Annotated in this window: 16 protein-coding genes; 7 read left to right on the top strand and 9 right to left on the bottom strand. The window is 67.2% G+C overall.

What is annotated here, in order from left to right:
* Positions 1-7: 7 nt before the first annotated feature.
* From ybeY to I0K15_RS05570, 5 genes are all read right to left on the bottom strand, one after another.
* Positions 8-502, bottom strand: coding sequence for an rRNA maturation RNase YbeY (gene ybeY / locus I0K15_RS05590; RefSeq protein ID WP_196104412.1), 495 nt, complete (start codon positions 500-502; stop codon positions 8-10).
* Entirely contained in the window at positions 499-813 is a 315-nt protein-coding gene (locus tag I0K15_RS05585; protein WP_196104411.1) for a type II toxin-antitoxin system RelE/ParE family toxin, read from the bottom strand. Before I0K15_RS05585 ends, ybeY begins: the two co-directional genes overlap by 4 nt.
* On the bottom strand, positions 810-1,079 hold the full coding sequence (locus I0K15_RS05580; RefSeq protein WP_196104410.1) for a hypothetical protein: 270 nt from the start codon (positions 1,077-1,079) through the stop codon (positions 810-812). The genes I0K15_RS05585 and I0K15_RS05580 overlap by 4 nt, the downstream gene beginning before the upstream one ends.
* Positions 1,080-1,175: 96 nt before the next feature.
* Complete coding sequence (locus I0K15_RS05575) at positions 1,176-1,505, bottom strand: hypothetical protein (RefSeq protein WP_196104409.1); 330 nt, start codon at positions 1,503-1,505, stop codon at positions 1,176-1,178.
* Complete coding sequence (locus I0K15_RS05570; protein ID WP_230374303.1) at positions 1,502-2,533, bottom strand: PhoH family protein; 1,032 nt, start codon at positions 2,531-2,533, stop codon at positions 1,502-1,504. The genes I0K15_RS05575 and I0K15_RS05570 overlap by 4 nt, the downstream gene beginning before the upstream one ends.
* Before the next feature lie 131 nt (positions 2,534-2,664).
* Here I0K15_RS05570 and I0K15_RS05565 point away from each other — a divergent pair, with 131 nt between their 5' ends.
* Both I0K15_RS05565 and I0K15_RS05560 read left to right on the top strand, forming a co-directional pair.
* Positions 2,665-3,075, top strand: a complete 411-nt coding sequence (locus I0K15_RS05565) for a MarR family winged helix-turn-helix transcriptional regulator (protein ID WP_196104407.1) — start codon at positions 2,665-2,667, stop codon at positions 3,073-3,075.
* 60 nt (positions 3,076-3,135) lie between these two features.
* Entirely contained in the window at positions 3,136-3,894 is a 759-nt protein-coding gene (locus tag I0K15_RS05560; protein WP_196104406.1) for an SDR family NAD(P)-dependent oxidoreductase, read from the top strand.
* A gap of 81 nt (positions 3,895-3,975) precedes the next feature.
* Here I0K15_RS05560 and I0K15_RS05555 read toward each other — a convergent pair whose 3' ends face one another.
* Positions 3,976-4,302: a P-II family nitrogen regulator gene (locus I0K15_RS05555; protein ID WP_196104405.1), complete on the bottom strand. Its 327-nt coding sequence runs from the start codon at positions 4,300-4,302 to the stop codon at positions 3,976-3,978.
* A 1-nt stretch (position 4,303) separates the two neighbouring features.
* On the bottom strand, positions 4,304-5,275 hold the full coding sequence (locus I0K15_RS05550; protein WP_196104404.1) for a sodium-dependent bicarbonate transport family permease: 972 nt from the start codon (positions 5,273-5,275) through the stop codon (positions 4,304-4,306).
* Between the two features lie 95 nt (positions 5,276-5,370).
* Here I0K15_RS05550 and I0K15_RS05545 point away from each other — a divergent pair, with 95 nt between their 5' ends.
* Positions 5,371-5,673, top strand: a complete 303-nt coding sequence (locus tag I0K15_RS05545; protein ID WP_196104403.1) for a hypothetical protein — start codon at positions 5,371-5,373, stop codon at positions 5,671-5,673.
* Here I0K15_RS05545 and I0K15_RS05540 read toward each other — a convergent pair whose 3' ends face one another.
* Together I0K15_RS05540 and irr are read right to left on the bottom strand one after the other, a co-directional pair.
* Positions 5,674-6,384, bottom strand: coding sequence for a DNA helicase (locus I0K15_RS05540; protein ID WP_196104402.1), 711 nt, complete (start codon positions 6,382-6,384; stop codon positions 5,674-5,676).
* Positions 6,385-6,709: 325 nt separating this feature from the next.
* A complete protein-coding gene (gene irr, locus I0K15_RS05535) occupies positions 6,710-7,165 on the bottom strand; it encodes a Fur family transcriptional regulator Irr (protein ID WP_196104401.1) in 456 nt (151 codons plus the stop codon).
* Positions 7,166-7,246: 81 nt separating this feature from the next.
* Here irr and I0K15_RS05530 point away from each other — a divergent pair, with 81 nt between their 5' ends.
* The 4 genes from I0K15_RS05530 to I0K15_RS05515 all read left to right on the top strand — a co-directional run bounded on the left by I0K15_RS05530 (position 7,247) and on the right by I0K15_RS05515 (position 11,046).
* The gene (locus I0K15_RS05530) at positions 7,247-8,323 is read left to right on the top strand and encodes a DUF5671 domain-containing protein (protein WP_196104400.1); all 1,077 of its coding nucleotides are present in this window, start codon (positions 7,247-7,249) and stop codon (positions 8,321-8,323) included.
* 95 nt (positions 8,324-8,418) lie between these two features.
* Positions 8,419-8,928, top strand: a complete 510-nt coding sequence (gene fabA, locus I0K15_RS05525) for a 3-hydroxyacyl-[acyl-carrier-protein] dehydratase FabA (RefSeq protein WP_196104399.1) — start codon at positions 8,419-8,421, stop codon at positions 8,926-8,928.
* A 25-nt stretch (positions 8,929-8,953) separates the two neighbouring features.
* Positions 8,954-10,183, top strand: a complete 1,230-nt coding sequence (fabB, locus tag I0K15_RS05520; RefSeq protein ID WP_196104398.1) for a beta-ketoacyl-ACP synthase I — start codon at positions 8,954-8,956, stop codon at positions 10,181-10,183.
* Between the two features lie 377 nt (positions 10,184-10,560).
* Positions 10,561-11,046 (top strand): hypothetical protein, encoded by a 486-nt coding sequence (locus I0K15_RS05515; RefSeq protein ID WP_196104397.1) that lies wholly within the window; start codon positions 10,561-10,563, stop codon positions 11,044-11,046.
* Positions 11,047-11,103 lie beyond the last annotated feature (57 nt).

The raw sequence follows: 11,103 nt of genomic DNA, 5'->3' as shown, positions 1-11,103 counted from the left end.
CAGAGCCCTAATATGGGTCCGGTATGCCGATGGAGGCAAGGGCCGCGGTCTCGATCCGTTCCATGAGTGCCGCGTCGGCGTCGGTTTCGTGATCGTAGCCGAGCAGATGGAGCGTCGCGTGGAGGATGAGGTGGATGGCGTGATGCTCCAGCGGCTTCTCCTGCTCGGTCGCCTCGCGGGTCAGCGTGTCGAGGGAGAGGGCAATGTCCCCAAGCGCATCGTCGAAGCCGTCGGGCGGCGGGGGCTTGGCCGGGGCCTCGCCGGGGACGAGGGGCGCGAGGTCGTGGGCGGGCCAGGAGAGCACGTTGGTGGGCTTGGCCTTGCCCCGGAACTCGGCATTGAGGGCGGCGATGCGCGGATCGTCGCAGGCCATGACGACGATCTCGTAGCCCTCGGGAACGCGCGCGGCATCGAGCGCCAACCGCGTCCCGGTCTCCGCCCAGCGGGTGAGGGGATGCGCCTGCCAGCGCTCATCCTCGATGACGATGTCGAGTTGGGTCATGCGCGCGCGCCGAATGTCTTCATCCAGTCGGAACCTCCGGCTGCGATCCGAAGAATCCTGACCTCCTGTGTGTCTTCATCGACTTGAAACACGACGACGGTCGATCCGCGGATCGGGATTGCGCGCAAGCCCGGCGCCAATTCATCGCGCACAGAACCACGATGAGGAGCAAGTGGGAGATCGAGAACGAAGCGTTCTATGTCTCGGAGATAGGCGCGCGCCCGTTCTTGAGCGAGAACGGAGCGGAGATAGAGAGCCAGTTCCTGAAGATCGTCTTCAGCCTGCGGGACGATAACGAGGCGGTAGTTCATTCAGGAAAGTGACGATCGATCGTGCGCTGAACGGCCGCCGAGAAGGCTTTTTCATCCAGCCATTGCTCCCGCGGCGTCTCCAGCCGCCGCCGGATCTCCTCTGCCATGGCGTCGAGGGCGATCTGGCGTTCCTCCTCGGCGCGGATCTGGTCCTCGATCGCAGCGGCGACGGCGGCGGACTGGCTTGCATAGATGCCGTCCTCCACCTGCTTTTTCAGAAAGGCGGCGTGGCGGTCGGTGAAGCTGAGCGTGGTCTTGACGGTCATGGTGGAACACTCCGGTATGACCAAGTCATATCGCCTTCGCCGCAATCCTTTCAAGATCGGACTGGCACGGCTCCCGATGCAGAGCAGCCCCTGTGCTCAGCGCGCGTGGTCTTCCTTAGGCTCCGGTGCCTGGTAATCGGCGTAGACGCTCTCGTCGTAGGGCGACTGGTTCTCCCGAAAGAACTGTCGGATCCGGCTGTGAAGGCTCTGCGGCGGCAGGCCGGCGAGCCCGCGGACGCCGTGCCATATCGCTCCGATCCCAAGCGGGGCAAGCAGGAGACCCATGGCAAACATGTCGCCGTCATCCCACGAGACGGCGACCAGTATGAGGAGCAGGATCAGCATAGGCCCCAGGACGAGAATGCCGAACACCCAGAGCATGATCCGCTCGGTGGGCCTGTCCCAGGGGCTTGGCCGTCGGCTCACGCCGCGGGATCCCGGTCGTAGGCCTCGATGATGCGTTGCACGAGCGGGTGGCGGACCACGTCCTCGGCCTTGAAGCGGGTGAAGCCGATGCCCTTGGTGTCGCGCAGCACGCGCTCGGCCTCCACCAGGCCGCTCGTCACGCCGCGGGGCAGGTCGATCTGGCTCATGTCGCCGGTGATCGCCATGCGGGAGTTCTCGCCCAGCCGGGTCAGGAACATCTTCATCTTCATCTGCATGGTCGTGGCGTTCTGCGCCTCGTCGAGGATGACGAAGGCATTGCTCAGCGTCCGCCCGCGCATGAAGGCGAGCGGCGCGATCTCGATCCGCTTGTCCTCCATCAGCTTCTGCACCTGCTTGCCGGGCAGGAAGTCGTTCAGCGCGTCGTAGAGCGGCTGCATGTAGGGATCGACCTTCTCCTTCATGTCGCCGGGCAGGAAGCCGAGGCGCTCACCCGCCTCCACCGCGGGGCGCGAGAGGATGATCTTGTCGACCTCACCGTCCAAGAAGTACTGCATCGCCGCCGCCACCGCGAGGTAGGTCTTGCCGGTGCCTGCGGGGCCGAGGCCGAAGACGAGTTCGTGCTCCATCAGCTGCGCCACATAGGAGCGCTGGGTCGCGGTGCGCGGCTCGATCACCTTCTTGCGGGTGCGGATCTCCAGCTTGTCGGCGGTGCCGGGGAACATCTCCACCTGATCGCCGAGCTGTGGTTCGGTGCCGGAGCCGGAGCGGCCCAGCCGAATGGCGGCGTCCACGTCGCCGGGCTCCACCGTGCGGCCCTGCTCGAGCCGCTCGTAGAGTGCGGTCAGCGCCTCCGCCGCGCGGGTGATGTCGGCCTCGTCACCGCCGGTGACGGTAAACTCGTTGCCGCGGTGGTGGATCTCCACGCCCAGCAATTGCTCGATCTTCGCGAGGTGGAGGCCGTTGGGGCCGCCCAGCTCTATCAGGAGCATGTTGTCGGGAAAGCTGAGGACCTGTTCGGGGCCGGAGGCGGCGGCGGGGGGCGGGCTGGTCACGGTATCGGTCGCCAAGACAATCCTTCCGAACTCGGGGGGCAGCGGGTCATCTGATGGTGACCATTCGACCGGGGCGGAGCAAGGGGATCGGCGAAATTTCGGGGGGTCGGGTTGAAAGCGCGACATTTGCGGGCATATACCCGTGTATGACGGACAAGACGATATGCCTGGCCACGAACCTCCGCCGCGCGGCCGGTGTGGCGACGGAGCTCTACAACCGCCACCTCGCGCCCTCGGGCCTGAACGTGGCGATGCTCCGGCTGATGGAGGTGGCCGAGACGCATCCGGAGGCCTCGATCACCGAGCTTGCGGGGCGCCTCGGCCTCGACCGCTCGACGCTGGGCCGCAACCTGCGGGTGCTGGAGCGGCAGGGCATGGTGTCCCTCGGCCACGGTCGCGACGACCGCTCGCGCGGGATCGAGCTGACCGAACCGGGTCGGCAGGCGCTGGAGATCGCGCGGCCGCTCTGGGCCAGGGCGCAAAACGACCTCTCCACCCGGCTGGGCGGGGAGGCGGCGGAGCTGATCCGTCTTTTGGAGAGTGTCCGCGGCGACTGAGGCGCGGATTTCATTTGGAGTGATGCGGGTATGTACCCGCAAATCAAGAGGAGAAGACAGATGACCACTGCAAGCTACGACCTGACCGGAAAGACCGCCCTCATCACCGGGGGCTCCACCGGCATCGGCCTCGCCACCGCGCGGCTCCTGACCGCCCGCGGCGCGCGGGTCCTTGTCACCGGGCGCAACCAGGGGCGGCTCGACGCGGCGATGGAGGCCGTTCCGGGGCTGGAGGCCGTCGCCTCCGACGCCGCCGATCCGGGCGACATCGCCACGCTGGCCGGGGATGTGAAGGCGCGCTTCGGCGGGCTCGACATCCTGGTGCTCAATGCCGGGATCACGCCCTTCACGCCGCTGGAGGAGTGGGAGGCCGGTGCTTTCACCGACCTCTACGACATCAACGTGCGCGGCCCGTGGCTGGGCGTGCAGGCGCTGCGGCCGCTGCTGCGCGAGGGGGGCTCCGTAGTGCTCATCAGCTCCGTGGTGGCCACGCGGGCGAGTGGGCCGACCACCGCCTACGGCTCCACAAAGGCGGCGCTGGCCGCGCTCGGCCGCGGCCTGGTGCGGGAACTCGGCGCCCAGGGCGTGCGGATCAACACCGTCTCACCCGGTATGATCGACACCCCGGCCTGGGACAAAACCGGACTGCCGGACGACGTGCTGTCGAACGTGAAGGACGCTGTCGTCGCCTCCATCCCGCTCGCCCGGAAGGGCACGGCGGAGGAGGTGGCGGAGGTGATCGGCTTCCTCGCCAGCCCCGCCGCCGCCTATGTCAGCGGCGCCGACCTGCTGGTCGATGGAGGGGCCGTGGCACCCTGAGGATCCGGTCCAACAGGCGTATTTGGGCAAAGAAGAAAACCTGATGCCCTTCTTCTTTGTTCAAATACGCGAAATCCCGACCTAGCCGTCCGCGCCGCCGAACCGGGCGGGGCGGACCACCTCGCAATCGGTCATCGAGACGATGCCGATATGCGGCTCGACCACCGCGAAGGCCCGGTCGAGCACCTGATCGGCGAGGGCCGCATCCAGCACTACCGTCACGCAGACCAGACCGCCGGCGCGGCTCACCTGCCCCTCCCGCGACCAGCGACCCGACTGCCCGTTGCCGCCGAGCACTGGCAGGATGGTGTAGCCTGGCGCCCCCCCGGCATCGAGCGCATCGGTCAGGCGGCGGGCGAGCGGGGCCTCGATCAGGATCTCGATCCGCTTCGCGGGGTGGGTCTGCATCTCAGCCTCCGATCATCTGCGCGGCCGCGAGGTAGATTGCGAGGCCGACGGTGAGGTTGAAGGGAAAGGTAACGCCCAGCGACATGGTGAGATAGATGCCGGGGTTCGCCTCGGGCATCGCCACGCGCATCGCCGCGGGCACCGCGATGTAGGAGGCCGACGCCGCGAGCGTCGCGAGCACCGCCGTCCCGCCGACGCTCAGCCCCAGCAGGGTCGCCGTGGCGATGCCCAGCGTCGCGCCGATCAGCGGCATCAGCACGCCGAAGGCGACGAGGCCTGCGTTGAGCTGCTTCGCCGCCCCGCGCAGCCCGCGCGCCGCGATCAGCCCCATGTCGAGCAGGAAGAAGCAGAGCACGCCCTGGAACGGTGCCTCGATGAAGGGCGCGATGCGTTCGAACCCCTCGGCCCCCGTGGCCCAGCCGATGAGGAACGCGCCCGTCAGCAGCACGATCGAGCCGTTGAGCGCGACCTCGCGCAGCAGCTCGCCGTCCACCGCCCGGCCCGACCCGGTGCGCGCGGCGATCAGCAGGGCGGAGAAGATGGCGGGCGCCTCCATCACCGCGGCGACGGCGACCATGTAGCCCTCGAACGGAATGCCGGAGCCGTCGAGCAGCGAGGTCATCGCCACGAAGGTCACGATCGAGATCGAGCCGTAATGCGCCGCCACCGCCGCTGCGTCCGTGACGCTGAGCCGGGTCATGGCCTTTAGCAGCGCGAACGCGATGAACGGGATCGCGAAGGACAGCACCGCGCCTGCCAGCAGCGTCAGCCCCAACCGCAGGTCGAGCCCGTTGGCCGCCACGCCCACCCCGCCCTTGAAGCCGATGGCGAGCAGCAGGTAGAGCGAGATCCCCTTCGCCACCGCCTCCGGCACCACGAGGTCCGAGCGGGCCATTGCCGCCGCGAAGCCGAGGGCGAAGAACAGCACCACCGGCGAGGTCAGGTTGGCGGCGGCAAGGGCGAGAAGATCCATGCAGGGCTCCGGTCGGGGTTGCTAGGGGCGGTGCTGTGGCGTTTGGTGACCCGACCCTGTGGGCCCATTCCCTTTGCAAAGCAAGACCCTTCGCCATGCCGACCTTCGATGATCCCGCGTTTCTCGCCCGCGTTGACGCCGCCGAGGAGGCCGCGATGGCCGATCCGGTCGCGCGCGTTCTGCTGACCCATGCGGTCTGTCCCACGGCGTCCGATCGGTGCGGTTGGCAGGGCTGGTTGCTGGAGGCGGCGTGGCGTCGGATCGCGCCGGGCGAGGATCCCTTTAGCCGGCGCGCGCCTGCGATCACCAACCAGATCTGCCCGAATTGCGGGGCGGAGGTGTTCCGGACCTACGTATCGCGAGAGCTGGTGGCGGAGGAGCCGGCGCCCCGGAACTGACTATCCCGTGCGTTCCACCCGGACCGCGCCGTCGTGGAGGAAGCAGGTGCGGGTGAAGAGCGTCAGATCCACCGGATTGGGCAGACGCACGTCGCCGAGCCCCGGCATCCCGTCCCCGGCCAGATCGAAGCGCCGGTCGATCTGGGAGATTGCGACGATCACAGCGCCGCTGGTGCGTGCATAGGCGCTCAGCGCCTCCACCTGCTGGCCGAGCGGCGGATGCCTGCGGTCCTGATCGAGAAGCTGGAGGTAGTCGATGACGGCCAGCGCGGGACCGTCCACCTGCGCCAGCCGCCCGATGACATGGTCGGCGCAGATCGCGTCCGAGGTGTCGAGGATCAGGCGATCCGCCGTCTTCGCGACGGGCCCCAGATCGACGAGGCGGCGGTGCACGTCCGCCTCCGTGTAGTCGAGTGTGAAGAACAGGCCGGCCCATCCCTCGCCAAGGGCCTCGCAGAGCAGTTCGAGCCCCAGCAGCGTCTTGCCGTGGCCCGGACGGGCGCCGAGCAGCACGAGATCGCCGGGGGTCAGCGCATCGAGGATGCGGCGCGCCGGGCGCGCCTCCGCCAGCTTTGTCGAGAGATGGCTCCAGCTACGAAAGCCTTCCTCGGCGGCGAGCCGGTCGAGGGCGGCGTGGAGCGGGATGCCCTCGGTGCGCGACAACAGCTTGGCGCGGCGCTTCAGGCGAAAGACGGGAGCGGACAGTCTCATGGCAACCTCCTCCGGGGCGAGCGGCGGCGCAGTCCCTCCTCATGCGTGGCTCGGCCGGATCGGGTCCGAATGGGATGATGCGCCCCGCATGTCAGATGCTTCCCCGGATGGAGGGGGGCGGCCCGGGCCGGGCACGGTGTCAGGGTAATGCGGCGGGGTGCGGGCGAGCAAGGCTGCCGTTCCGCGGGGGCGGCGGCCGGACGACAGGCGTATTTATCGCAAAGAAGAAGGCAGGCTTTCATCTTTCCCCAAATACGCAAAACCCGACCGAAGGGCCGGGTGGGCGGTTCGCGAAAGGGATGCGAGCCCCCAACCGGGCTGCCGCTCAGGTCTTGCGGAGGCGAATGACCACGTCGACCCTGGCGATCTCGGAACCCGCAGGGGGCTCGGGCAGGCGCTCGAACCGCACGCTGTCGCTGGGCGCGTCGGTGATCCGGCCGTCATCCTCCCAGAAGTAGTGGGGGTGATCGTCCGTGCGCGTGTCAAAATAAGACCGGGTGCCGTCCACCGTGATCTCGGTCATCAGCCCCGCTTCGCAGAAGGCGCGCAGCGTGTTGTAGACCGTGGCGAGCGACACCGACTGATCCGCCCTGTCCGCCGCCTGGTGCAGACTTTCCGCCGTCACGTGCCGGTCGTGCCCGTCGCCCACCAGCAGTTCGGCCAAACAGACCCTCTGCCGTGTCGGGCGCAGCGCCGCCTTGGCGAGCCAGGAGCGCGCGCGATCGGACGAGCCCGCCGACGGGACGGCGACCGGATCGATATGAGGAGGCGTGTGCGTCATCGCTTTCTACTATATGAATTCGGGGCAGAATTGCCAGTGCCGCACCGCCACGACCTCCCGCCACACGAGGACTTGAGACCGATGAGCGCCCCACGCCCGATCGACGCCTATATCCGCGCGGCCCTCGAACAGGGGCGCAGCCATGACGAGATCCGGGCGAGCCTCGCCGCCGCCGACTGGCCGAAGCGGGACGTGGAGGATGCGTTGTCGGCCTGGGCCGATACCGGCACGGTGCCGCCCGTGCCGCGCCCGCAGGCGCAGTTCTCGGTGCTCGATCTCTTTCTCTACCTGCTGCTGCTGGCCGCGCTGGCGGCGAGCGCCTTCTACACGATCGCGCTGGCCTGGGGCGTGGTGGACCTCGCCTTTCCCGATCCCCTGCGCTCGGGCCGCGGTCGGGCGGAGAGCCTGCGTTGGGCTATGGCGATCCTGATCGTCTCCGCGCCCGTCTACGGCGGGCTGGTCCGCTGGGCCGACCGCGACGTTCGGGCGCACCCCTACAAGCGGGGTGCTCCGGTCCGGCGTGGCGCGCTCGGGCTGATGCTGCTGATCGCGGCGGCGGTGTTCCTCGGTGACGCGGCGGTGCTCGTCTACCGCTTCCTCAACGGCGACCTCACGGTGCCCTTCCTGCTGAAAGCGCTGGCCGTGGCCCTCGTCGCGGGCGCGGTCATGGTCGTGGGTCGGCTGGACCTTGCGGAGGCCACCGCGGGTGGCGGGCCGCGCAAGCGTGCGATCCTCGCCTCCGCCGCAGCCGCGATCGTGGCGATGATCGGCGCGAGCCTGCTGCTTACGGAACTGCCGGCGGGCGCGCGGACGGCCCGGCTCGACGCGCAGCGCCTCACCGATCTCGCACAGGGCGCCGAGGCCCTGCGCTGCCCGAACGAGCAGGAGGTGCTGCCCGCCCGCCTCGACCGCACGGCCCTGCTCGACTACTGCCAGGGCCGTACGCTGTCGGCCTCGTTGCCTGAGGACGGCGACCCGGTCAGCGGCCTGCCCTACCGCTACGAGCGGCTCGACGACGCGCGCTTCCGCCTCTGCGCCGATTTCGCCGATCCCGTAGCGCTCGAACGGCGGGCGCGCGCGGGCGGATATCCCCGCACCACCGGGCGCAACTGGCTCTTCGAACCGGAAACCGGCTGTGTCCTCGGGCGGATACGCTGAGATCGGCGGTAAGCTGCCCATTGCAGCCGCGCGCCGCCCGGTGATAGGGGTGCGTGAGAATTATGACCGTCTGAAACAATTCGGAGAGCGCGGGAATGGGTGAGCGGCCGACAAGCATCGACTACGATGGGCTGATGGAATGCGCCCGGGGCGAGATGTTCGGCCCCGGCAACCCCCAGCTTCCCGCGCCGCCGATGCTGATGATGGACCGCATCACGGAGATCAGCGACGACGGCGGGGAGCACGGCAAGGGCCACGTCGTCGCCGAGTTCGACATCAATCCCGACCTCTGGTTCTTCCAGTGCCACTTCCTGGGCGATCCGGTGATGCCGGGCTGCCTCGGCCTCGACGCGCTCTGGCAGCTCACCGGCTTCAACCTCGGCTGGCGCGGCATGCAGGGCCGCGGCCGGGCGCTGGGCGTGGGCGAAGTGAAGTTCACCGGCATGGTGACGCCCAAGACCGAGCTCGTGACCTACCACGTCGAGTTCACCCGCGTCATCGACCGCAAGCTCAAGCTCGGCATGGCGGACGGCTGGATGAAGGCGGATGGCGAGACCATCTACACCACCACGGACATGAAGGTCGGGCTGTTCCAGGACGACTGACGCCACGCGAGCGGGGAGGCAAGTGATGCGCAGAGTAGTCGTGACCGGGCTGGGAGTCGTCTCCTCCATCGGAACGAATGCCGACGAGGTGATGGCGAGCCTGAAGGCCGGCCGCTCCGGCATCTCCCGCGATGAGGAGATGGTCGAGCGGGGCTTCCGCAGCCAGATCAGCGGCCAGATCGACCTCGACCTCGCCGAGCATATCGACAAGCGCACGCTGCGCTTCATGGGGCCAGGGGCGGGCTACGCCTACCTCGCCATGGAGCAGGCCATCGCCGATGCGGGGCTCGAGGAGAGCGACATCGTCAACCCGCGGACGGGCCTCATCGCAGGCTCCGGCGGGCCGTCCACCATGAACCTCTTCGCCGCCCACCAGATCGTACTTGAGAAGGGCTCGCCCAAGCGCATCGGCCCCCTGATGGTGCCGCGGGGGATGAGCTCCACCGTCTCCGCCAACCTCTCCACCGCCTACAAGATCAAGGGGATCAACTACTCGATCACCTCGGCCTGCTCGACCTCGCTGCACTGCATCGGCTCGGCCGTCGAGCAGATCCAGTGGGGCAAGCAGGACGTGATGTTCGCGGGCGGCGGCGAGGAGCTCGACTGGACGCTCTCCTGCCTCTTCGACGCGATGGGCGCGATGAGCTCCAAGTACAACGACGCGCCCGAGACCGCGTCCCGCGCCTTCGACGAGACCCGCGACGGCTTCGTGATCTCCGGCGGCGGCGGCATCGTCGTGCTGGAGGAGCTGGAGCGCGCCAAGGCGCGCGGCGCCAACATCCTGGCCGAGGTCACGGGCTTCGGCGCCACCTCCGACGGGGCCGACATGGTCGCGCCCTCGGGCGAGGGCGGCGAGCGCGCGATGCGCCTGGCGCTGGAGACGCTGCCCGAGGGCCGCACGGTCAGCTACATCAACGCCCACGGCACCTCGACGCCGGTGGGCGACGTTGGCGAGATCGAGGCCGTCCGCCGCGTCTTCGGCGACGGCCAGACCCCGCCCGTCAGCTCCACCAAGTCGATGACAGGCCACTCCCAGGGGGCCGCGGGCGCGCAGGAGGCGATCTACTGCCTCCTGATGATGAAGGACGACTTCATCGCCCCGTCGATCAACGTGGAAACGCTGGATCCGGCGCTGAAGCCCGAGGAGATCGCCACCGAGCGCGTGGACAATGCGGGCCTCGACACGGTGATGACCAACAGCTTCGGCTTCGGCGGCACCAACGGATCGATGCTGCTGAGCAAGTGGCGGGGTTAGGCTATGTCGTCGGCTCGTAGCTTGGCCTACGACGCTCCCGTTCAAGCCGAGCGCTGCTCAGACCGGAACAAGCCGAAGGCGCCGGTCTGATCGCCGAACCGACCCAGCGGGTCGGCGATTTGGCCACCCGCGCAAAACCGCTCGGATCGAGGATGTGCCTGGCCGCCATAAAGCGCGCCGCGGGAGAGGTCCGCCGCCAACCCTCGGTCCGGCGATCGGCCCGGCTCGCGTTGTGTCGGTCGCCAGATAAATTTTCTGCAAGCAAAGAAGATATTGATCGAGCGTGATCTTAAAAATTGCATAGTCGCATTCTTGACTAATTTTATCGTTACAATAGATGGCTGACGTTAATGTGTTGTTGGCTTGGGCGAAATTTCATGGAATTTATTGTTAGAGTTTCTCTAGGGCGCGGCGGTCATCAAGATCTGCTCCTTACGATCCCACAGCTTGATGTCGAGGTTCTTGCGGATACCTACTACTTTGCGCTTGCAATAGAGAAAAGAGGAGTTGCGCTAAATGAGCGGGCGGTGCGCAAAGGAGTCGTCGCCCTTCTGAATTATTGGATTGCAAAGGTATCCTCTTGCGAGGATGGTGAAGTAATTTATCTCCCATTCGATTTCAGCGACCAATATACAGGGTGCTTTCAGGTGACAGGCATGGGGTCAAATTTACGGCTGTCCTATGGTTTCAGTCTGCTCGAGGGGTATCGCGTTAACCCACTTGATCCTGGCGATTACTATAAGAAAGTTCGCGATTTTAAGACTACTTCTGATCGCTATATTGATTTAAGTCATGAAGAGTTTTTGGGTGCGCTTCGTGTTGCCGTCGCAAAGATCGAGGCTGAAGATAGTATCATTCAATGACTTCCGACGAATTACCTAGAGTGGTATTCGCCTTTGGCTCGCAGTCCCCCTCCACAC

This window comes from Pontivivens ytuae, assembly GCF_015679265.1.
In the GTDB taxonomy this organism is placed as follows: Bacteria; Pseudomonadota; Alphaproteobacteria; order Rhodobacterales; family Rhodobacteraceae; genus Pontivivens; species Pontivivens ytuae.
This window is presented reverse-complemented; position numbering and strand designations above follow the sequence as displayed.

Coding starts and splice junctions, on each gene's coding strand:
- ybeY (WP_196104412.1), bottom strand. CDS start 502: ATGACCCAACTCGACATCGTCATCGAGGATGAGCGCTGGCAGGCGCAT.
- I0K15_RS05585 (WP_196104411.1), bottom strand. CDS start 813: ATGAACTACCGCCTCGTTATCGTCCCGCAGGCTGAAGACGATCTTCAG.
- I0K15_RS05580 (WP_196104410.1), bottom strand. CDS start 1,079: ATGACCGTCAAGACCACGCTCAGCTTCACCGACCGCCACGCCGCCTTT.
- I0K15_RS05565 (WP_196104407.1), top strand. CDS start 2,665: ATGACGGACAAGACGATATGCCTGGCCACGAACCTCCGCCGCGCGGCC.
- I0K15_RS05560 (WP_196104406.1), top strand. CDS start 3,136: ATGACCACTGCAAGCTACGACCTGACCGGAAAGACCGCCCTCATCACC.
- I0K15_RS05555 (WP_196104405.1), bottom strand. CDS start 4,302: ATGCAGACCCACCCCGCGAAGCGGATCGAGATCCTGATCGAGGCCCCG.
- I0K15_RS05550 (WP_196104404.1), bottom strand. CDS start 5,275: ATGGATCTTCTCGCCCTTGCCGCCGCCAACCTGACCTCGCCGGTGGTG.
- I0K15_RS05545 (WP_196104403.1), top strand. CDS start 5,371: ATGCCGACCTTCGATGATCCCGCGTTTCTCGCCCGCGTTGACGCCGCC.
- I0K15_RS05540 (WP_196104402.1), bottom strand. CDS start 6,384: ATGAGACTGTCCGCTCCCGTCTTTCGCCTGAAGCGCCGCGCCAAGCTG.
- irr (WP_196104401.1), bottom strand. CDS start 7,165: ATGACGCACACGCCTCCTCATATCGATCCGGTCGCCGTCCCGTCGGCG.
- I0K15_RS05530 (WP_196104400.1), top strand. CDS start 7,247: ATGAGCGCCCCACGCCCGATCGACGCCTATATCCGCGCGGCCCTCGAA.
- fabA (WP_196104399.1), top strand. CDS start 8,419: ATGGGTGAGCGGCCGACAAGCATCGACTACGATGGGCTGATGGAATGC.
- fabB (WP_196104398.1), top strand. CDS start 8,954: ATGCGCAGAGTAGTCGTGACCGGGCTGGGAGTCGTCTCCTCCATCGGA.
- I0K15_RS05515 (WP_196104397.1), top strand. CDS start 10,561: ATGGAATTTATTGTTAGAGTTTCTCTAGGGCGCGGCGGTCATCAAGAT.